This window comes from Acutalibacter sp. LFL-21 (genome assembly GCF_025630755.1).
Classification (GTDB): domain Bacteria; phylum Bacillota; class Clostridia; order Oscillospirales; family Acutalibacteraceae; genus Acutalibacter; species Acutalibacter stercoravium.
In genome coordinates, this window is record NZ_JAOTNT010000004.1 from 216,138 (window position 1) to 234,866 (window position 18,729).

Genomic DNA, 18,729 nt, shown 5'->3' on the forward strand with positions numbered 1-18,729 from the left:
TACACGAACTCGGGCAAAAAAGCAAGGGATGGCCCGGGGGATTTCGAGGAATTTTACCAATTTTTGCCAAAAGTTTTTCCCTCCAGTCCCCGGTGCCCTGCCCGCAGTGGGAAAACCGCTTAGACCCGCAGGCCCAGGAAAGTGAGGTTTACCTCGCCATTGGAAGCGGACAGTGAGCCGGAGTAGGTCAGGGAGAAAGTGGTGGCGCTGGGCGCCTGAATGATGAAATGGGCCGACCCCACCGCGCTGGACCCGTTGGCTGTGGTGGCGAAGTAAATCCCTTCATTTAGGTGGGGAGTCCCATTGTAGCTGGGGGTTATTTGGATATAGCCCGGTTGCACCAGGGTGGCGGAGACCTTGCAGCTGACCAAGTACCGGCCCGCTGCCAGGGCGACAGCCTGGCTGCCCGCCTGGGCGATGGCCCCTGTGGGGTCTGTTGCGCCGGGGAAAAGGTCCACAGGCTGCCCCGGTGTGAACTGGGCCTGATAATTAAAAAAAGAGGCGGCGCTGTCCGCCGGGACCGTTCCCGTGGCCCCTGTGGGGCCTACGGGTCCGGCGGCCCCCGGCGCTCCCGTTGCCCCCGTAGGACCAACAGGGCCGGGTACCCCAGTGGGGCCTGTGGGCCCGCGCTCTCCTGCGGGGCCAGGCTCCCCAGCGGGCCCCGTAGCCCCGGAAGGGCCCTGCGGGCCGGTGATGCCGGTGGGGCCTTGCGGGCCTGTGGACCCGGTGGGGCCCGCAGGGCCTCGCTCTCCCGCGGGGCCGGGGGGACCTTGGGCTCCCGTGGGGCCGGGGGGACCAGGGCAACAGCACCGCCCATAGTAATAGATGTGGTCGCTCATAGGCACACTCCCCTTTCCCCCTCAGTATATGGGCGGCAGGGCTGGGAAGTGACAAAAAAACAGCCCTCCCAAGGGAAGGCTGCTTCTGTCTGAACTTTTCCGGGCTTATTCGATATTCTCCCCCAGGGTGCCCTGGCTCTGGGCGGTGAGGTAGGCGTTGATAAAGCCGTCCAGGTCGCCGTCCATCACAGCGTTGACATTGCCCGTCTCATACCCGGTGCGGTGGTCCTTGACCATGGTGTAGGGCATGAACACATAGGAGCGAATCTGGCTGCCCCAAGTGATCTCCTTCTGCTCGCCCTTGATGTCGGAGATCTTCTCCAGGTTTTCCCGCTCTTTGATCTCCACCAGCTTGGCCACCAGCATTTTCATGGCCACTTCCCGGTTCTGGTACTGACTGCGCTCCACCTGGCAGGAGACGGTGATGCCCGTGGGAATGTGGATCAGGCGCACGGCGGAAGAGGTCTTATTGACCTTCTGGCCACCCGCGCCGCTGGCCCGGTAGACCTCCATTTTGATGTCCTCCGGGGGGATCTCCACGGTGTTGTCCAACTCCATTTCAGGCATGACCTCCAGGGAGCTGAAGGAGGTGTGGCGGCGGCCCGCGGCGTCAAAGGGAGAGACACGCACCAAGCGGTGTACGCCCGCCTCGCTCTTCAAATAGCCATAGGCATTCTCGCCTTCCACCATGATGGAGGCGCTCTTCAGGCCGGCCTCGTCCCCATCCAGGTAATCCAGGGTGGTGACTTTAAAGCCGTGGCGCTCCGCCCAGCGGTTGTACATGCGGAACAGCATCTCGGCCCAGTCCTGGGCCTCGGTGCCGCCGGAACCCGCGTGGAAGGTCAAAATGGCGTTGTTCTTATCGTACTCGCCGGTGAGCAGGGTGGACAGCTTCATAGAGGCGATCTCGCCGGTGATGGCCTCGATCTCCTCCTTGGCCTCATCCACCAGGGAGAGGTCCTCGGCCTCGTCCCCCATTTCGATGAGGGCCATGCAGTCCCCGGCACGGTCCACCAGCTTTTGATAGGCCTGGTCCTTATCCTTTAAGGAGGCCATGCGCTGGGTGACCTTCTGGGCCTGCTCCATATTGTCCCAGAAGCCGGGCTCGGCGGACTTATGCTCCAGCATTTCCACCTCTTCCCGCAGCTTTTCCAGGCCCAGGGCCTGGCCCAGGTCCTCCAGGGCTTTTTCCTGCTCTTCCAGCTGACGTTTCAGTTCTTCAAATTGCAGCATAGATGACGGACAACCTTTCCAAAAATCCATAGTTACAGATATTATACCCGGGAAGCCCCCTCCCTGTCAAGCGCAGCTCCTGTGCCGCCGCGCTGGGAATATCCGGCCAGAAAAACAGCCGCTCCTTGGGGCGGCTGATCTCATTCTTCCTGCTGTTCCTCCAAATTTTCTAAAGCCACGCGGACGGCTTCCACCACAAAGGCGGAAAAGGTGCAATCTGTGTCTCGAATGGCTGTTTCCACCTGCTCGATCACTTCATTGGGAAAACGGACGGATTTATTGGTGCTGGTGGGGGCTTTTGGAATACGGTTGGGGATACGAAATTCTCTCACGCCCTCATACACCAGCCTTTCCAGATTCTTCCCAATTATTGTAACGCAGGATGCATGAAAAGTCTGCATTACATTGTGCATGACATGGATGTAATGCAAATAAGAAACGCAAAACCGTGGGATTGCATTGCTGGACGGGGTGTGCTAATCTGGCAATAAAGGGAGGGAACAAAATGACACCTGCAACCAAAGAGGAGCTGCGCCAGCGGCTGCGGGAAAACCTGCGGAAATTCCGGGGCGAAGAGGGGTACTCTCAAGAGGAGGTGGCCCAGCTTTTGGGCGTCAGCCGCCCCACCTACACCTACTACGAAACCGGCCACACCACCCCCAGCATTGAGGATCTGTACCTGCTCTCCCAGCTGTATGGCCGCGCGATGAAGGATTTCCTTCAATAATCCCTCTCAACCCCTCTCGAAAACGCCCGGGCGGCCCCGGGCGCTTTTTCTTTTCCCCTTTTGGGCGTCCGGCGCCCGCACCCCGGCGCGCTTTTGAAGAATCCGTAAAACTTGTTAACAGAGTGAAAATTCCGCCAGTTCTCGTTGCGCTTTTCAGAAGAATCGTGTAAAATAAGAAAAAACACTGAAATTCTCATTTATGGAAAGGACCACTCAAGATGGACTATACAGGGATAAAGTGCCCCGTGTGCGGGGTACCCTTCCGCTCTGGGGACGACATCGTCGTCTGCCCAGAGTGCGGGGCTCCGTACCATCGGGCGTGTTATCAGGAAAAGGGCCAGTGCATTTTTGAGGAGCTGCACAAGGCGGGCAAGGCCTGGGAGCCGCCCGCCCCACCCAAAGCCCCCGACCCCAGCGCGGAGATCAAGGACCGGGAGTGCCCTGTGTGCGGCACCCTGAACGCTCACAGCGCCCTATTCTGCAGTGTGTGCGGGGCCTCTCTCACGGGGGAACCGCGGCAGTACAACAACACCAACCCCGGCCGGGGCCAGGGCGCAGCCCCTTATGGCCAGGCCTATCAGAACCAGGGCACGCCCCCTCCTTTTACGGGTTACGGCGGCACAGTGCCCCCCTTCTCGTTTGACCCCATGGGCGGCGTCTCCCCTGCGGAGGTGCTGGACACCGGCGTCACCTTTGGGGACGCCTCTAAGCTGGTGAAGCAGAACACCGCCTATTATATGCCCGTGTTCCGCCACATAAAGCACACGGGCAAAAACAAGTTCAACTTTACGGCGTTTCTCTTCTCCGGCCCCTGGATGCTCTTCCGCAAGCAGTACAAATATGGAACACTGGTCACGGTGCTGATGTTTGCCCTGTACACGGCGTTTCAATGCTCCCTTTACCTGGGGGCCTATCCAGTCTTAGTGGATCTGATGGGGCAGATCGGGATGGATTCCACCCAGATGATGTACCCCACCAACGCCCAATACATGGCTATGGCGCAGCTTGCCTCTCCCACCCAGATGCTGCTGATGTGCCTGCCTCTGCTGCTTGCCGGCGCCATGCTGATTGTCATGGTCATTGTGGGCTTTCGGGCCAACAAAATGTATATGCGCCACTGCATCCGTACGGCACAGGCGGTGAAGGCCGCCGGGAACGACGGGGACCCAAACAACACCCTGGACGCCAAGGGCGGTGTAAACGCCCCCCTTGCCATTTGCCTGGGGGTGTGCTACCTGATTATTTTAAACCTTCCCCTGTGGCTGCTTTAACCCCCAGAGGAAGCCTGAAAGAAGGAGGAGAGCGATATGAAAAAGGTACGCAAGGCGGTGATCCCCGCGGCGGGGCTGGGCACCCGGGTGCTGCCCGCCACCAAAGTGATGCCCAAGGAAATGCTCCCCATTGTGGACAAGCCCGCCATCCAATACATTGTGGAAGAGGCTGCCGCGGCTGGGATTGAGGACATCCTCATCATCACCAACCGGGGCAAGGGCCTATTGGAGGACCACTTTGACCGCGCCCCCGAGCTGGAGCGCCGCCTGGCGGGGGACCCCGCCAAAGAGGCCATTTTAGACCAGGTTGTAAGCATCTCCAAGCTGGCCAACATCTTCTATGTGCGGCAGAAGGAGACCAAGGGCCTGGGCCATGCCATCGGCTGCGCCCGGGAGTTTGTAGGGGATGAGCCCTTTGCCGTGCTCTACGGGGACGACGTCATCCTGGGGGAGGACCCGGCCTGCGGCCAGCTCATCCGGGCGTGGGAGGAATTCGGCCTGGGCGTGGTAGGGGTAAAAGAAGTCTCCCCAGAGGCCATTCGCAAGTACTCCTCCCTGAAAGTGGAGCCTATCCGGGAGAACTATTTTCGCTGCACCGATATGGTGGAGAAGCCCCAACCGGGGCAGGAATTCTCCCTTTACTCCATTTTGGGGCGGTGCGTGCTGCCCCCGGAGATCTTTGACATTCTGGACAGGACTCCTCCCGGGGCGGGAGGCGAGATCCAGCTGACCGACGCCATGAAAGCCCTGGCCCGCCGTGACGGCATGGTAGCCGTAGACTTCACCGGTACCCGCTATGACATGGGCAACAAGCTGGGCATTATGCAGGCCAGCGTGGAGGTGGCCCTGCAGCATCCGGAGATCGGCGAGGACTTCCGGGCCTATTTGAAAGAGCTGTGCAAGACCCTGTAACCCTTTGCCCCCCAGAGAAGGCAAGCCCCTCTGGGGGCAATTGTTTTGGAAGGAGCGTTTGCCATGGGCGCCATTTACTTTCCCAGCTGCAACTTTACCAAGGCCAGCCCCAAGGCGGCCCGGCGGCTGCGGTCCTATTTAAAAGAAAAGATGCCGGTGGCGGGCTGCTGCCGGGTGGACAACACCCCCTATCCCGCCGGGGACAAAGCCCTGTACTTCTGCCAGGCCTGCCGGGAGACTTTGGAACAAAAGCCAGGCAACCAGCTCATCCCGGAGAACCTGTTTGTATGGCTGCTGGAGCAGGCGGATTTCCCCTGGCCCGACTACCGCGGGCTGACGGTAAACGTGCAGGACTGCTGGCGGGACCGCCGCCATCCGGAGGTTTTCGACGCGGCACGGGGATGCCTTGCCAAGATGGGCGTGAAGGTGCTGGAGCTGGAGGAGAACCGGGAAAAGTCTGTGTTCTGCGGGAATCTCCATTTCGAACCCCAAACCCCGGAGAACGCGGCCCTGGCGGCCAGCCGCCCCGGCGTGCCCTTGTATGAATTCCCGCAGGAGGAACAAAAGCGGCTGATGGCGGAGCAGGCCGCCAAACTGACCGCCCCGCTCGCGGCAACTTACTGCAACCGGTGCACCTCTGGCCTGCTGCTGGGCGGTGCGCGCGCTGTGCACCTGATGGAGCTGTGCATGGGCGCGTATGAGGGGTAAAAAAAAGCCGGTATTCGCAGAATTTCCTTGACTTTTCAAAGATCTATGATATAATATTTCCCGTTGACTTTCAATCCTTGCTCCGGGACAAAACAGCCCGGGGCCAAAAGACCAAAAGGAGGTGCAATACAAATGGCAGAGGGAATGAACTTGTACGAGACCGTTATCGTCACTTCCGCCAAGCTGGGGGAAGAGGGCAGCGCGGAGCTCGTAAACCGGTTCAAGGCTCTCATCGAAGAGCACGGTACTGTTGAAGGTGTTGACGATTGGGGGAAGCGCCGCTTCGCCTATCCCATCCAGAAGCAGACCGAGGGCTACTACACTCTGATTAATTTCCAGAGCAGCCCGGAGTTTACCGCCGAGCTGGACCGCCGCTATCAGATTACTGACGGCATTCTGCGGACCATCATCATCAAGCGGGACCCCCGGCATGTGAATGCCCAGAAGGCCCAGAAGACCGAAGAGAAGAACATCGACGTGGAAGCCATCGCCGCCGAGGCAGTGGAAAGCTCCGCAGAGTAATCTAGTGAAAGCGAGTACCTTGAGATCATGCTGAATGTTGCTGTTGTGATGGGCCGGCTTACGGCCGACCCGGAATTGAGACATACCGCCAGCGGCCTTTCTGTTACCTCTTTTACCCTTGCGGTGGACAGGAACTACTCTAAGGCCGGCACCGAGCGCCAAACCGATTGGATCGACGTGGTAGCATGGCGCCAGACGGCGGAATTTGTGTGCAAGTATTTCACAAAGGGCCAGATGATGGCGGTGAACGGCACCATCCAGACCCGGAGCTATGAGGACAAAAACGGCAACAAGCGCAAGGCTGTGGAGATTGTGGCAAACGATGTGAGCTTTACCGGCTCTAAACGGGACACGGCCTCCAGCGGGGAATATGGCCAAAGCTTTGACCGCCCCGCGCCCAGCCAGCCTGCTGCTTTTAACGAGCCTGCTCCCGCCTATTCCAGCGGCAGCACCGAGGATTTCGAGGAGATTTTGGGAGACGACGACCTGCCCTTTTAAGGAAATGTCCCCTCTCCCCCTTATTTGAAAAAGCAAAGGAGGCTTTTTGGCTATGGCAGATAGACCCGAAAGAGAAGTCCGCCGCGGACGCAAGGGCCGCAAGAAGGTCTGCAGCTTCTGCGTGGATCATATGGAGTATATCGACTATAAGGATGTGGCCAAGCTCCGCCGTTTCATCTCCGAGAGAGGCAAGATCCTCCCCCGGCGTGTCACCGGCACCTGCGCCCATCATCAGCGCGCCCTGACGGTCGCCATCAAGCGTGCCCGTCACCTGGCCCTGCTGCCCTATACTTCCGACTGATTTTGTGTCTCACCAAGAGACTTTCTGCTTTGGCGGAAAGTCTCTTTTCATTTGCCCAGTGCCTGGGCACTCAAGACGCGGTCCGTGACCGGACTGGACGAGCCGCGGCGCGTGGCCGCGCAGGACATGACGCGCACGGCGCTTAAAGGCGCCGGGGCTTTCTGAGGGCCGCTAACTGGAAAGCCCGCGCTTTGGCCGGGTGGAGACAAGTAAAGTTTTCGCTCAAGCCTTTTTCAAAAGGCTTGTGGGGTTTGGGGTGAAACCCCAAGACCTTCCGGGGTTGCAAGGGGCGCAAGCCCCTGCCTTCCCCTACTTCAAAAAAGGGGGACATACGTCCCCCCATTTTTGCTGACGCTTGGGAAGGCAGGACCTACGGTCCCGCACCCCCCTTAGGGCCGTGGAGCTCTGCTCCACACCTCGCAAGTTTTTTGAAAAAAAACTTGACTAAAAACTTTTACTTGTCTCCACCCAACTTTTGCGGAAGGACTCGCCCTTGGGTCACGCAAGAAGGCGGCTTGTCCCGCGCGGCCACGCGCCAGAAAGGAGATAACTTGATCGCATGAAATATTTTGATACGCACATCCACTTTTTCCCGGACAAGCTGGCGGGCAAAGCCCTGCCCAAGCTGCGGGAGATCAGCAAATGCGAAACCTATAGCGACGGCACCCGCTCTGGGACCGTACAAAACCTGGAGGACTGGGGCTGCGCCGGAGGAATGGCCCTGCACATCGCCACCACCGCCCACCAGCAGACCTCAGTGAACAACTTTGCCCAGGAATCCCAGCACGGCAATATCTACTGCTTTGGCAGCGTATACCCCTTCGCGGAGAACGCCCTGGAGGAGATGCGCCGCGTTAAGGGGATGGGCCTGTACGGCATTAAGCTGCACCCCGACTACCAGGAGTTCTTCATCGGGGATGAGGCCGCTCTGCCCATCTATGAGGAGGCGGAAAAGCTGGGGCTTCCCATTGCCTTCCACACCGGGCGGGACCCCCTCTCCCCCAACCTGGTCCACTGCCCCCCGGACGTGCTGGGGAAGATTGCGGATTTGTTCCCCCGGCTGACTATCATTGCCGCCCACATGGGGGGCATGGATATGCCCCAGGAAGCCGCCAAACACCTGGCGGGGAAGAAAAACGTGTACTTTGACACGGCCTTTGCCTCTCACTTTTTAAACGCCCAGGAGCTCTCTGAGCTGATCCACCTGCATGGGGTGGACAAAGTGCTCTTCGCCACTGACTGCCCCTGGAGCACCGTGCCCGCAGAAAAGGCCCTGCTGGAGGCGGCGGACCTGACGCCGGCCCAGCGGGAGCGCATCGCCTGCCGGAACGCGGAAGAGCTATTCGGCATCACAGTTTGACAATTCCGCGGAAACTGGGTACAATAAGGGAAAACGGCCCGGGAAAGGAGATTCCTATGAAAAAAGTCCTATGTGCCCTGCTGGCGGCGGCCAGTTTGGCTTTGTGCGCAGGCTGCTCCCGTCCGGACGCCCAGACGTTGGACCTGCTGCAGGGCTATGGCAACCAAACCAAGCTGCTCCACCTGAACGCCAGTTCCTCCCAGAAGGCGCAGCGCATTGAAGGCTTTTGCCAGGTGCTGGAGGACGCCGAGCCCCTGGATAAGGATTTCTCCCTGTTTGCCTACTACCCGGATTATTTCCTGCAGATCAATCAGGCCGGAAGCGGCACCGTGGGCGCGGTAGTGGATGTAAACGGGGATTACATCGACTTCTACTATCTGGGAGAGGATGTAGCAGAAGAGCCACAGCTGTACCGCTCCCACACCACCGCGGCGGACTTTAAAAAACTGGTTCACCAAAATTGAAGCATAAAAGATAACAGCGGAAAGCGTGAAAAAGGATTGCCGGTCAAAAAGCCAGCAATCCTTTTTTGCGCTTCGCAGTATTTCACTGTACCCGCTCCAACTTCCCGCCACAGGCACAGCGGTAACGCTCTGGGTGCTCCACGGCCTTAGACCTCCGGCGCCGGGGGATAACCCTCCCACAGCTTTGGCACCGCAGCAGGTATTTCACTTCCTCCCGCCGCAGGGGCACCCAAGATTCCTCCACCAGCGCCGTCCGCCGGATATCCACGCCCAAAGCCTGCCCCACCTTCTGGGCATAGGCTTTCCACCGTTTTCCGTGGTTTTGGCAGCCGTAACAGGTGTGGAGCAGCTCGTGGAGAAGGGTATTTCGCAGCAATTCCGGCTGGCCCAGCAGCCGGGCCGACACCTGGATGGTGAAGGCGCCCTTTTTTTGAATACAGCACCCAAGCCGCCGCTGGGCCCGGGAGTTGACCTCTACTTGAGGAGATATTTCCCGGGAAATGGGGACGCCCATCCCCCGCAGCTCCTCTGCCAGGGCGGCAAGCTGGGCATTCAATTCCTCCTGTGTCATAGCGGCGCTCCTCTCTCTGCGCAGGTCTTTAGGGCACGCTTTTTTGGGCCCGCAGGTAGGCCGCGAACAGCCGCCAATCTTCCCGGCTGAGGAAGTGCCCGCCCGGGCGAAGGTGGTACCCGATGCGCCCCTGATGATAGGCCTGCCCCACCTGGGGCGCCCCCTCCGGACAGACCAGCCCCGGCAGGCCCAGGGCCTCATAGGCGGAGGAGGCCGCTACGCAGGCCCGGAATTCAGCGGTGGGGTCCGCCCACAAGTCCTCCACGGCACTAGCCACATACAGCCGCCGGGGGACCATGAGGGACAGCAGGAAGTGCTGGTCAAAGGGAAGGTCCTCCGGCGCTGGGACTTTCTGGGAGAAGGGTGGGCAGAACCAGAAGGGGAACACCCGGCCGATATCCGCCCAGGTCTCCCCAGTCTTGCCCCGGTACAGGGCCGCCCCGGCGCAGCCGGAATCATTGGAGAACACCACCTGGAACTGGGGGTCCAGGGCGCCGGCCAGCAGGGCCGCTTTTCCCAGGCGGGAGTGCCCCGCCACCGCCAGCCAGTGCGGGTCCACCTCCGGCAGGGAGCCCAGGTACTGTCCCACCAGCCGGGCCGCCCAGGCCCACAGCATCAGCTTGCCGGGAGCGTCCAGACGGCTCCGGTCGATGGAGAGGGCCGCCCCCAGCTTGGACTGGAAGTCCCCATCGTCCGGGGACACGTCCTCGTAGCAGAAGGAGGCCACCGCCAGCCCCAGGTCGCACAGCTCCTCGGAGGGCAGGTAAAAATCCGGCACAGCGGGGGTGAAGTTCAGCAACACCACCCCCGGTACCGGCGCCTGGGCTTTGGGGCACATCACATGGAAGGGGAAGGTAAAGGAACCCTCCTTCCAGCGGGCCTCCGCCTCCATCCACCGGTGAACGGCCTTTCCTGCCAGGGCCCCCTCTTCCTGGCGCACCTCTCGAAACTCCAGCTGGTCCGGCAGGGGCAGCGGGCAGCCGTACTCCCATTTCCACAGCAGCTCCATGGCCTCTTCCCTGGAGGCGCCGGCGAAACAGGGCAAATTCTTGGGCACACTCACGCTTTTCAACTCTCCTTCCCAAAGATGACAGTTCGGCTTCATTATAGGAGCTTACAGCGAATTTGTAAAGCCGTTCATCCGTTTTGAAGCGGGCTTTTCCCTTTTTCTACCGGCAAAAATGATTCCCCTCTCGGGCTCGAGTCCCCGGCGCTCATTCATAAAACAAGCCAGCCCTCCCCGCAAGGAGTTCTCCTTCCACCGACATTTTTTGCTGTTTTCACAGCAAAAAAAGAACCACCGCACGCTGGGTGCGGTGGTTTGCTGGTGGACCATCAGGGACTCGAACCCCGGGCCGATCGGTTATGAGCCGACTGCTCTGACCAACTGAGCTAATGGTCCGCAGGGCCGTCCTTGTGGGACGGCGCTCATGCTTTTCTATGATAGCACATTTCCCAGCCATTTGCAAGAGGGAGAGCCTGTTGCTATCTATCTTACAGTATCATTTGCCAGCGAAAAAATTCCAACTCGTCAGTTCAACGGAATTTCCAAATCCACTCTCAAATCAGAAGTTCCCCAGGAAAGCTCTTTAGAGGGAACATATGTAATGCTAATACCATTAAAGTCATAATCCTCTACAAGATAACCGGTCTCATGGATTGCTTCCCAGGCTGATTGAATATCCTCGTTTGCTAGATTTTCCCTCATAGCCTTTATGGAATCCCGAAAAACAGCAAACAGTTTTGTTTCTTCATTCTCAACAGAAGCACTCATTGAAACAGAAAGGAAATCTTTCGCATTGGCAATCTCCAAACACAAATCATCAATATAGGCCAATGCTTTGGTTTGAATATTCCCTTTCTCAATTTTCTCTGCGGGGATGGTCACTTCTGCAATCGCATTGTAGGCAACAAAAAACTGGTCTACAACTTCATCCGATTCAAAATATTTAGGTTCAGAATCACTAGCTGGTATTTCCTCAGTTTGTGACAGATTTTCTTCAACCTCAGATTCTTCCTCCATGTATGTTTGCGTTTCTTTCCCTGCTTCCTCAGCAACGTTAGAAGAAGATATATCTAAAGAAGGTTGAATATTGCCCTTTCCACTGCATGCGGAAAGGGTAAAACATAATGATAGAATCAAAAGGAAACAAATTTTTTTCATATAATCTCCTCCATTTAGACCATTTCCACCGCTATCAAAATAGAATCAAGCCAGCTCTTGGGCGGCGGCGTCCAGGGCGGCGCGGAGGACCTGGTCCATGTTGTAGTAACGGTAGCTGCCCAGGCGGCCGCCGAAGAGCACCTCCGGCCGGGAGCGGGCCAACTCCTGATACCGGGCCAGCAAAGCCTGGTTCTTTTCGTCGTTGACGGGATAATAGGGCTCCTCCCCCGGCTGCCAGGGGGAGGGGTACTCCCAGGTGAGGACGGTTTTCTCCTGGGCGCCAAACTGGAAGTGCTTGTGCTCGATAACACGGGTGTAGGGCACCTCCCGGGCGGTGTAGTTCACCACGGCGCTGCCCTGGTAATTGGGGCAATCCCGCACCTGAGTCTCAAAACGGAGGGAACGGTATTCCAGGGGGCCGTAGCAATAGTGGAAGAACCCGTCGATGGTGCCGGTATACACAGTTTTCCAGGCGGCGTCCGGGTGGGCGGCGATAAATTCCTCATAGGGGGTGGAGAGGAGCACATCGCTGCCCGTAAGCAGCCGCTCCACCAAGGCGTCGTACCCCTCCAGGGGGATGCCCTGATGGGGGTCGGTGAAATAGTTGTTGTCAAAGGTAAAGCGCAGGGGCACCCGCTTTAGGATGAAGGGGGGCAGCTCTTTGCAGTCCCTTCCCCACTGCTTCTCTGTGTAGCCCTTGATGAGCTTTTGATAGATGTCGTCCCCCACCAGCTTCAGGGCCTGCTCCTCCAGGTTTTGGGGCTCATCAATGGCGTGGCGGGCCGCCTGGCGCTGGATTTCCGCCTGGGCCTGGGCGGGGGTTTGGATGTTCCACAGTTTGGAGAAGGTGTTCATGTTGAAGGGAAGGTTATACAGCTCATCGCGGTAGATGGCCACGGGGGAGTTGACAAAATGGTTGAACCGGACAAACCGGTTCACATACTCCCACACGCCCTCATCGGAGGTGTGGAAGATGTGAGCCCCGTACCGGTGCACCTGGATGCCCTCCACCACCTCACAGTGGGCATTGCCCGCGATGTGGGGCCGCCGGTCAATGACCAGGCACCGCTTTCCCGCGGCGGTCATCTGCTGGGCAAAAGCCGCGCCGTAGAGGCCCGCCCCCACAATCAAATAATCGTATTTCATTCTAGCACTTCCTTTCCCCCGGTACCTGGGTCCGTGGCCGTCTTCCTGCCCGCTCTTCGCAAGGAGCGCCCCCTCTACTTGAGATGAAAAAATGGACGAATCATCAAAAAAGTCAGGTTTTATGCGGGTTCTATGATTTGACCATGTGGACGAATCATACAGGTGTCTTGACCATTTCCCGTAGTGATTCGCCCATGTGGGCAAGTCATAAAAATGGCTTATTTCCTGGGTTTTCGGGGTGATTCGTCCATTTCCCTCTCTCAAGCCGTCCGTGGCCGGACTGGACAAGCCGCCTTCTTGCGTTCCGCAAGGGCGGGTCCCTCCGCTCAAGTTGGGTGGAGACAAGTAAAAGTTTCGTCCACCTTTTCAAAGGTGGCAGGGTGTGGGACAGCGTCCCACGGCCCTAAGGGGGTGCGGGACCGTAGGTCCTGCCTTCCCATACTCCCAAAAAAGGGGGGACGGATGTCTCCCTCTGGGGGTGCCACCGCGACCGGGCCTCGCCCTATGCGCTGCGCGGTCTCGCCTGCCGGCTCGGTCAGCGCTGAACGGTGCCCACCGGGCACCAGCGCCGTGCGGGCGCTGCCCTGCTTTTCTTCCACCGGCTGCGCCGGTTAAGGCCGTGGAGCGCTGCTCCACACCTCGCAAGTTTTTTGAAAAAAACTTGACTAAAAACTTTTACTTGTCCCTACTTTTCCCAAGCGCGGGCTTTTGGGCTAGCGTCTCTCAGCCAGCTCCGGCGCCTTTAAGCGCCGTTCGCGTCTTGTCCCGCGCGGCCACGCGCTAGTTGAAGCCGAATATTTTTTGGCTTAGGCGGTAAACGGCCAAGGTGAAACGCTGGGCCGCCGCGTTCTGGGCCCCCAGCACCCGTCCGAACATCCGGCGGGAAAGCAGGGCATAGTGGCGGGGATAGTCCCGCTCCATGTCCTGCCAAAAGCGGCGCTCCATCTCTAAATGCTCCGGCGTGCCAGAGCGGTATAACAGCACACAGGAAACGGTGGTGACAATCTCCAAATAATTCAGCAAATACCGGCGTAGGCGCTGGTTCTCCACCTGGTCCAGGTCCACCTGCTGGAACATGAGCCAGTTCACCTTCAACTGCTGGTTGATCCGGCGGATCATCACCGCCTCCTGCACAGACTGGTCCTCCCGGCCGATGAAGTAGTGGTAGAACACCCGGTCCACATAGTACAGGGTTTTCACCCGGGTCATGGGCACATAGACGAACAGGTTGTCCACATAAAAGGTGTGAAGGGGCAGGTCCAAGCCGCAGTCCCGCAGCACCTGGGTGCGGTAGATCACCGAATGCATCAGCAGGTAATGCCCCTTGGGGAAATTGCCCACATCCTCCCAATGCAGAACCCGGTCTTTCGGGATAGCGCGGGGATAGCGCATCACCTTTTTGTGCCTGGCTCCCACCTTGTCGTACACAAAATCGCTGACCACCATATCCACCAGTTGGTTGGTCTGCTTGAAGCGGCGCAGCAGCTTCAACAGGTCCTTTAGGACCTGGGGGTCCACCCAGTCGTCGCTGTCCACCACTTTGAAATAGAGGCCTGTGGCATTCTCCAAGCCCTTCATCACGGCTCCGCCGTGGCCGGCGTTCTCCTGATGGATGGCCCGGACGATGGCGGGGTATCTCTCCTGGTACTCATCCGCGATGGCGGCGGTGTTGTCCTTAGAGCCGTCATCCACGATCAAGATCTCGATTTCCTCCCCGCCGGGGAGCAGGGTTTCGATGCAGTGGCGCATATACTCTTGGGAATTGTAACAGGGCACCGTTACAGAAAGCAGTTTCACAGTGGTTCGCTCCTTTCTGGATTGTGACATACAAGATCAAAACTGTTACTGCTGGAGAAACCAGTAGCCCTCAAAGTCATCCTTCATCACCCGGTAACCGTTGGCGGTACAAGTATACTTGTATTGACGGATAAGGCTGCCCTGCTGGTCGTACTCCTCGAAGCACTGGTGTACGCCGTTGTTAACCGTGTAACTGTCCCCCCGCCATTGGGCATTAGAGACCAGGCTGGAGTAGGGCAGGTCGAAGGAATCCACCAGGGTGAAGGTCCCGGCGTTCTCATCCACCAGGTAGTAATAGACGTGGGAGTCCACCCCGTCCTCCATGTTGGCGGTGCCCACATCCTCCGGCACTTCCACTTGGAAGTCATCCCGGCTGGACATGGCGTAGTAGTTGTTGTCGTAGACCCGCAGGTAGAGCTGGCCCTCCTCCGGGGCTTCAAAGCCCAGGGCCTCAACCTCTTCGCTGGACATAAGCTCCACGTCGTGCTGGCCGTACTGGTAGGAGAAATCCCCCTGGGCCTCCAGGCTGTACTGGGCAAAGTCCGTGCCCTCCCAGAAATCGGGGTTGCCGGCCATCCACACGATCTGGGGCTCCTCCCCCAGGGCGCACTTGATGATGGTGGAGGTCTCTCGGGAGCTGACGATGATGGAGTTGTCGCTCTCGTCATACTGGAGGGAGTTCAAATGGAGCCAGTCCCATTCCCCCTCGCTCCACAGGCCGAAGGGGTCGGTGGCCTGCACCGGGCGGGTGTTCTCAAAATAGCTTTGGAACACCTGGGTGAAGTCCACAATGTGGGCGACCTCGCCGCTCTCCAGGTCGATTTGGAGCACCTGGTCCTCCACGGTTTCCCCCTCTAAATCGGTGGCCAAGGCCAGGATGGTGCCCTCGGGGCCCCAGTTGATGTCGTGGTGAAGCTCGTATGTACCCAGGTCGTAAACCTGGGTGACCTGGCCAAAGCGGTTGAGCCGGGCCACTTTGGTGCTTCCCACACAGGTGATGAGGCTGCCGTCATCATCCCACAGGAAGCGGTCAGAGTGATAGCCCTCCAGCACCATCTCATAGCGCATGACGCCGTCGTTGTCATAGAAGAAGGTGTAGCCGTACTGGCCGCCGATGCCCATGGCGTAGTACAGGCCGTTGGAGAGCTCTTGCGCACTGTCGCCGTCCACGGTTTCCAGGGTTACATCGTAGCCAGAGGTGGGTTCGGGCATGTCGATGGTGAAGGAAGCGGACTGGGTTTGGGCGCCCTGGCGGTTATAGGCGGTGAGGGTGACGGTGTTCTCCTGCCCGGGCACCAGGCCAATAAGCAGGAACTCCTGCACCCGGCTGAAGCCATCCTCCCCGGCGTTGTTGGCCCAGGCGGTGTAATCGGCGATAGATTCATCCTCTACCGAGACGGTGTACTGAACCTTGGTGGGGTTGTTGGTGCCAAAGTACAGGTACAGTCCGTTGGAGCCGGTGCCAAAGGGGTTCAGGATTGCCAGGGGAGATTCCAGGGTGTAATTTTCCTCCTGGGTAAGCTGTAACAGCGTGTAGGCCAGGCGGTCCTGGACTTCCTCATCGTAGTAAGTAAAGCCTTCCTCCTCGTACTCATCCGGGACAATCTGGGTGATCTCAATGCTGGCTTCCACAGGGCCGGTGTAAACCGTGACCTGCTGCGAGGCCTCCCGGTCGGCTACATCGCCTGTGGAGATGCTCCAATCCTCCCGGGTGGAAATCTCCGACTGGATAAAGGAGCTGGCCACGCCCCTGGCGATAAAATAGGCTGCCAGCGCCAGCACGGCCAGGCCCGCGATCACGCAGGAGAGGATAATTACCTTTTTCTTGGTACTGTGAGATTTGGAAGAACTGTGAGACTTCAAGCGGGACCAATCCTTTCATAAATGAAGTGGCACCAAAGGGAACCCGGCACAGCGGGACGCCCATTGGCCTTTGGCTAGGCCAGGGATCGCCTATCCTCTTTATTATAGTATTTTCACAGCGCTTGTCCAGAAAAAATTTGTAAATTTCCCCACGGGGGAAACCTTATTTTTTATGGCGCGGCTGTCCGCTTTAGTATATCCGGTCTGGCTTTCCCCAGGCTAAAGGAAACCGATTCCCCTGGGAATTGGGACGAAATTTGCCGAAGTCTTCCGCCGCAGAAGAGGGAGGGCCCACGCGGACCCTCCCTCTGCAGTTTCCATCAAATATTCTGGTACTCCTCCAACAGCTGGCGGGCCAGCTTGGCATTGACCGTGACAAAGCCTTGGGGGTCCACAAAATCCAGAGAGCGCAGCACCTCTTGGGACTGGCGGTATACCTCCAGCTTAGTGGAATGGTACACAGGCTCTGGCTTGCGGGGCAGGAAAATGGCAAACTCCATCTCCTCCCCATTGATTCGGCTGAAATAGGCGTGCAGCCGCTCCACCCGGTATGTGCGCTGGATGATTGTGCACAGGGCGTTCTTCACCAGCTCCACAGCCACGTCATCAAAGCCCGCGTCGAGAATGAGGATCTTCTCCTTCAGCTCTGCCAAATTTTTTACCCGGCGCTTGGTAAAGGACTGCACCTCTGGGGTGGGTTCCATAGAGGCGGCTTCCCCCCCGGGAGCTACACACACCACATACCCTGCCTCGGGGTCGGTATACAAAAAGGAATGGGCCATTGCCGCAAAATAGTTGCAGCGGTTGCAGCGCCAATCAAACAGCGTTTCATCCAAAATGCGGCGCTTGAGCTCTGGGTTTTCCTTGGCGTTGATGCTGGCGTAAAGCCGGTACTTTTGCGGCTCTCCGCACTGGGGGCAGATAATATCCTTGACGATCTCTGTTGACATTCCCTTGCTCCCTCCCGCGCTCAGCCTTCAAAGGGCAGGTCCGTGCCCTCCTCTGCGGGAGCCTGGGAAGCCTGCTGGGGGGCAGGTCCTTCCGCAGGGGCGCCAGCGTCCGTGGAAGGCGCGGGCTGCTGGGCAGGGGAAGCCGTCTCACCAGGTGCGGGGGCCTCCGCAGGGGCAGTGGGGTCCTCGTCAAAGACCTGCACATCCTCCAAGGTCACCTCTTCCCTGGCCTCCTCCTGGCTGCCATAAAACTTTTCCAGCTGGTCCAGGGCACTGTCCAAGGCGCGCTCGATCTGGTCCAAAGAAGCGCAGTGCCCTTCCGTGACAGGGTTCTCCTTGTCGCGCAGGCTGTGATAGTAATAGCGGCCCAAGGCCAGATACTCCTTTTCCGCCGCTTTCTCCTGGCAGCGGATTACCGCACGGATGCGGTTGAGCTGGGCTGCCCTGCGGTTCTTTTCTCCCAAATAGCTGGCCGCTTCTCCCACGGCCCTGCCAATGCTCTTCAAAAATTCCATAACGATGCCACCTTTCCGCCTGCGGAGCGCGATTCACGCAAAGGGCCAACCGCCCCCTGCGCAGCCCGCAGCGCTGGTTTGCCGGGGAGGCCCCGCCGCGCCCGCAGCACAAGCCAAACCCCGCCTGTTGTGCATATTATACCCCATCTCTGGGAAAATGACCAGACCTTTCCCAAAATTCTATGGAGGGGCCAGAAAAAAGTTCTGGAAAACGCTTGCGCTTTTCCCCTGTTTCTGATACAGTATGGGGCACGATAGAACAAATGTTCTATTTCGATTAAAAAACACAGCGCCTGCCCCTTTGCCGCAAGGAAGGGAGGCCTGCTGCAGGAGAGGAAAGGAGCGGGATAAGATGGACTTTATGAAGTGGAGCCAGTCCTATTGGGAGGAGGCTGCCCGCGTGCAGGAACGGATGGACCTGCTGCGTCAGGAGCCAGAGACGCAGGACCGCCAGGCTGCCCGCAGCCGCAGAAGGCGGTTGGCCCTGTTGTATGAGATGTACCTGGAATGCCGCCAAACCGCCCGGCTTTTAGAGCACCGGGCCAAGCAGGAACGGAGGGGGCAGCGGTGAAAAGGAGAATTCTAAACTTGGACGAGCTCCGGCACGAGCTGGCCGCGGCCCAGACCGGGGGCGCCACCAACCGGAGGATGCTGGACGCGGCGGGCCGGGTGCTGTGGGAGGTGATCCGGCACGAGCTGACCTCCCGGCAGTATGAATGCGTCACATTGTGCATGGTCTATGGGCTGACCCTGAAACAGGCCGGAGAGAAGCTGGGTATCAACCCAACCACGGTTTGGCGGCACCTGCAGCGGGCCCGCAAGCGCCTGGAAATGGCCGTGCGCTACGCCGGGTTGGCCAGCCTGCTGGAAGAGTAAGAGAGGACGTTG

At 58.7% G+C, this 18,729-nt stretch carries 22 protein-coding genes and 1 tRNA gene; 11 read left to right on the forward strand and 12 right to left on the reverse strand.

Annotated features, from left to right (window positions below; genetic code table 11):
• Positions 1–119 precede the first annotated feature (119 nt).
• The 3 genes from ODJ80_RS14090 to ODJ80_RS06640 all read right to left on the reverse strand — a co-directional run bounded on the left by ODJ80_RS14090 (position 120) and on the right by ODJ80_RS06640 (position 2,404).
• Positions 120–839: a hypothetical protein gene (locus tag ODJ80_RS14090; RefSeq protein WP_317619876.1), complete on the reverse strand. Its 720-nt coding sequence runs from the start codon at positions 837–839 to the stop codon at positions 120–122.
• Between the two features lie 105 nt (positions 840–944).
• On the reverse strand, positions 945–2,072 hold the full coding sequence (gene prfB / locus ODJ80_RS06635) for a peptide chain release factor 2 (protein WP_263041440.1): 1,128 nt from the start codon (positions 2,070–2,072) through the stop codon (positions 945–947).
• A gap of 140 nt (positions 2,073–2,212) precedes the next feature.
• The gene (locus ODJ80_RS06640) at positions 2,213–2,404 is read right to left on the reverse strand and encodes a YlcI/YnfO family protein (protein WP_263041441.1); all 192 of its coding nucleotides are present in this window, start codon (positions 2,402–2,404) and stop codon (positions 2,213–2,215) included.
• Positions 2,405–2,577: 173 nt separating this feature from the next.
• Between ODJ80_RS06640 and ODJ80_RS06645 the strand changes: the two genes are divergently transcribed.
• From ODJ80_RS06645 to ODJ80_RS06685, 9 genes are all read left to right on the forward strand, one after another.
• Positions 2,578–2,799 (forward strand): helix-turn-helix transcriptional regulator, encoded by a 222-nt coding sequence (locus tag ODJ80_RS06645; RefSeq protein WP_263041442.1) that lies wholly within the window; start codon positions 2,578–2,580, stop codon positions 2,797–2,799.
• 218 nt (positions 2,800–3,017) lie between these two features.
• Positions 3,018–4,070 carry an RING finger protein gene (locus ODJ80_RS06650; protein ID WP_263041443.1) on the forward strand — a complete coding sequence of 351 codons (1,053 nt, stop codon included), beginning with the start codon at positions 3,018–3,020 and terminating at the stop codon, positions 4,068–4,070.
• 36 nt (positions 4,071–4,106) lie between these two features.
• Positions 4,107–4,982, forward strand: a complete 876-nt coding sequence (locus ODJ80_RS06655) for a UTP--glucose-1-phosphate uridylyltransferase (RefSeq protein ID WP_263041444.1) — start codon at positions 4,107–4,109, stop codon at positions 4,980–4,982.
• A gap of 63 nt (positions 4,983–5,045) precedes the next feature.
• On the forward strand, positions 5,046–5,690 hold the full coding sequence (locus ODJ80_RS06660; protein WP_263041445.1) for a hypothetical protein: 645 nt from the start codon (positions 5,046–5,048) through the stop codon (positions 5,688–5,690).
• A 132-nt stretch (positions 5,691–5,822) separates the two neighbouring features.
• Entirely contained in the window at positions 5,823–6,212 is a 390-nt protein-coding gene (gene rpsF / locus ODJ80_RS06665; RefSeq protein WP_317619877.1) for a 30S ribosomal protein S6, read from the forward strand.
• A 27-nt stretch (positions 6,213–6,239) separates the two neighbouring features.
• Positions 6,240–6,710, forward strand: coding sequence for a single-stranded DNA-binding protein (locus ODJ80_RS06670; RefSeq protein ID WP_263041446.1), 471 nt, complete (start codon positions 6,240–6,242; stop codon positions 6,708–6,710).
• Positions 6,711–6,762: 52 nt separating this feature from the next.
• A complete protein-coding gene (rpsR, locus tag ODJ80_RS06675; protein WP_263041447.1) occupies positions 6,763–7,011 on the forward strand; it encodes a 30S ribosomal protein S18 in 249 nt (82 codons plus the stop codon).
• A 559-nt stretch (positions 7,012–7,570) separates the two neighbouring features.
• Positions 7,571–8,371 (forward strand): amidohydrolase family protein, encoded by an 801-nt coding sequence (locus tag ODJ80_RS06680; protein WP_263041448.1) that lies wholly within the window; start codon positions 7,571–7,573, stop codon positions 8,369–8,371.
• 56 nt (positions 8,372–8,427) lie between these two features.
• The gene (locus tag ODJ80_RS06685) at positions 8,428–8,835 is read left to right on the forward strand and encodes a hypothetical protein (protein WP_263041449.1); all 408 of its coding nucleotides are present in this window, start codon (positions 8,428–8,430) and stop codon (positions 8,833–8,835) included.
• 82 nt (positions 8,836–8,917) lie between these two features.
• Here ODJ80_RS06685 and ODJ80_RS06690 read toward each other — a convergent pair whose 3' ends face one another.
• From ODJ80_RS06690 to ODJ80_RS06730, 9 genes are all read right to left on the reverse strand, one after another.
• A complete protein-coding gene (locus tag ODJ80_RS06690) occupies positions 8,918–9,406 on the reverse strand; it encodes a SprT-like domain-containing protein (protein WP_263041450.1) in 489 nt (162 codons plus the stop codon).
• A 28-nt stretch (positions 9,407–9,434) separates the two neighbouring features.
• Positions 9,435–10,469 (reverse strand): glucuronyl esterase domain-containing protein, encoded by a 1,035-nt coding sequence (locus ODJ80_RS06695; protein ID WP_263041451.1) that lies wholly within the window; start codon positions 10,467–10,469, stop codon positions 9,435–9,437.
• A 262-nt stretch (positions 10,470–10,731) separates the two neighbouring features.
• Positions 10,732–10,808, reverse strand: a tRNA-Ile gene (locus tag ODJ80_RS06700).
• A 129-nt stretch (positions 10,809–10,937) separates the two neighbouring features.
• A complete protein-coding gene (locus ODJ80_RS06705) occupies positions 10,938–11,570 on the reverse strand; it encodes a hypothetical protein (RefSeq protein ID WP_263041452.1) in 633 nt (210 codons plus the stop codon).
• A 45-nt stretch (positions 11,571–11,615) separates the two neighbouring features.
• Positions 11,616–12,716, reverse strand: coding sequence for a UDP-galactopyranose mutase (gene glf, locus ODJ80_RS06710; protein ID WP_263041453.1), 1,101 nt, complete (start codon positions 12,714–12,716; stop codon positions 11,616–11,618).
• A gap of 780 nt (positions 12,717–13,496) precedes the next feature.
• Positions 13,497–14,513 (reverse strand): glycosyltransferase family 2 protein, encoded by a 1,017-nt coding sequence (locus tag ODJ80_RS06715; RefSeq protein WP_263041454.1) that lies wholly within the window; start codon positions 14,511–14,513, stop codon positions 13,497–13,499.
• 45 nt (positions 14,514–14,558) lie between these two features.
• Positions 14,559–16,376: an aryl-sulfate sulfotransferase gene (locus ODJ80_RS06720; RefSeq protein WP_263041455.1), complete on the reverse strand. Its 1,818-nt coding sequence runs from the start codon at positions 16,374–16,376 to the stop codon at positions 14,559–14,561.
• 320 nt (positions 16,377–16,696) lie between these two features.
• Positions 16,697–17,326, reverse strand: coding sequence for a CpXC domain-containing protein (locus tag ODJ80_RS06725; protein ID WP_178864346.1), 630 nt, complete (start codon positions 17,324–17,326; stop codon positions 16,697–16,699).
• Between the two features lie 20 nt (positions 17,327–17,346).
• Positions 17,347–17,841 (reverse strand): hypothetical protein, encoded by a 495-nt coding sequence (locus ODJ80_RS06730; protein WP_263041456.1) that lies wholly within the window; start codon positions 17,839–17,841, stop codon positions 17,347–17,349.
• A gap of 352 nt (positions 17,842–18,193) precedes the next feature.
• Between ODJ80_RS06730 and ODJ80_RS06735 the strand changes: the two genes are divergently transcribed.
• Together ODJ80_RS06735 and ODJ80_RS06740 are read left to right on the forward strand one after the other, a co-directional pair.
• Positions 18,194–18,412, forward strand: coding sequence for a hypothetical protein (locus tag ODJ80_RS06735; RefSeq protein ID WP_263041457.1), 219 nt, complete (start codon positions 18,194–18,196; stop codon positions 18,410–18,412).
• A gap of 17 nt (positions 18,413–18,429) precedes the next feature.
• A complete protein-coding gene (locus ODJ80_RS06740) occupies positions 18,430–18,717 on the forward strand; it encodes a sigma factor-like helix-turn-helix DNA-binding protein (RefSeq protein WP_263041458.1) in 288 nt (95 codons plus the stop codon).
• Positions 18,718–18,729 lie beyond the last annotated feature (12 nt).

Excerpts from the sequence above, each read along its gene's own strand:
- ODJ80_RS14090 (WP_317619876.1), bottom strand. The coding sequence starts at position 839 with ATGAGCGACCACATCTATTACTATGGGCGGTGCTGTTGCCCTGGTCCC.
- prfB (WP_263041440.1), bottom strand. The coding sequence starts at position 2,072 with ATGCTGCAATTTGAAGAACTGAAACGTCAGCTGGAAGAGCAGGAAAAA.
- ODJ80_RS06645 (WP_263041442.1), top strand. The coding sequence starts at position 2,578 with ATGACACCTGCAACCAAAGAGGAGCTGCGCCAGCGGCTGCGGGAAAAC.
- ODJ80_RS06650 (WP_263041443.1), top strand. The coding sequence starts at position 3,018 with ATGGACTATACAGGGATAAAGTGCCCCGTGTGCGGGGTACCCTTCCGC.
- ODJ80_RS06655 (WP_263041444.1), top strand. The coding sequence starts at position 4,107 with ATGAAAAAGGTACGCAAGGCGGTGATCCCCGCGGCGGGGCTGGGCACC.
- ODJ80_RS06660 (WP_263041445.1), top strand. The coding sequence starts at position 5,046 with ATGGGCGCCATTTACTTTCCCAGCTGCAACTTTACCAAGGCCAGCCCC.
- rpsF (WP_317619877.1), top strand. The coding sequence starts at position 5,823 with ATGGCAGAGGGAATGAACTTGTACGAGACCGTTATCGTCACTTCCGCC.
- ODJ80_RS06670 (WP_263041446.1), top strand. The coding sequence starts at position 6,240 with ATGCTGAATGTTGCTGTTGTGATGGGCCGGCTTACGGCCGACCCGGAA.
- rpsR (WP_263041447.1), top strand. The coding sequence starts at position 6,763 with ATGGCAGATAGACCCGAAAGAGAAGTCCGCCGCGGACGCAAGGGCCGC.
- ODJ80_RS06680 (WP_263041448.1), top strand. The coding sequence starts at position 7,571 with ATGAAATATTTTGATACGCACATCCACTTTTTCCCGGACAAGCTGGCG.
- ODJ80_RS06685 (WP_263041449.1), top strand. The coding sequence starts at position 8,428 with ATGAAAAAAGTCCTATGTGCCCTGCTGGCGGCGGCCAGTTTGGCTTTG.
- ODJ80_RS06690 (WP_263041450.1), bottom strand. The coding sequence starts at position 9,406 with ATGACACAGGAGGAATTGAATGCCCAGCTTGCCGCCCTGGCAGAGGAG.
- ODJ80_RS06705 (WP_263041452.1), bottom strand. The coding sequence starts at position 11,570 with ATGAAAAAAATTTGTTTCCTTTTGATTCTATCATTATGTTTTACCCTT.
- glf (WP_263041453.1), bottom strand. The coding sequence starts at position 12,716 with ATGAAATACGATTATTTGATTGTGGGGGCGGGCCTCTACGGCGCGGCT.
- ODJ80_RS06725 (WP_178864346.1), bottom strand. The coding sequence starts at position 17,326 with ATGTCAACAGAGATCGTCAAGGATATTATCTGCCCCCAGTGCGGAGAG.
- ODJ80_RS06730 (WP_263041456.1), bottom strand. The coding sequence starts at position 17,841 with ATGGAATTTTTGAAGAGCATTGGCAGGGCCGTGGGAGAAGCGGCCAGC.
- ODJ80_RS06735 (WP_263041457.1), top strand. The coding sequence starts at position 18,194 with ATGGACTTTATGAAGTGGAGCCAGTCCTATTGGGAGGAGGCTGCCCGC.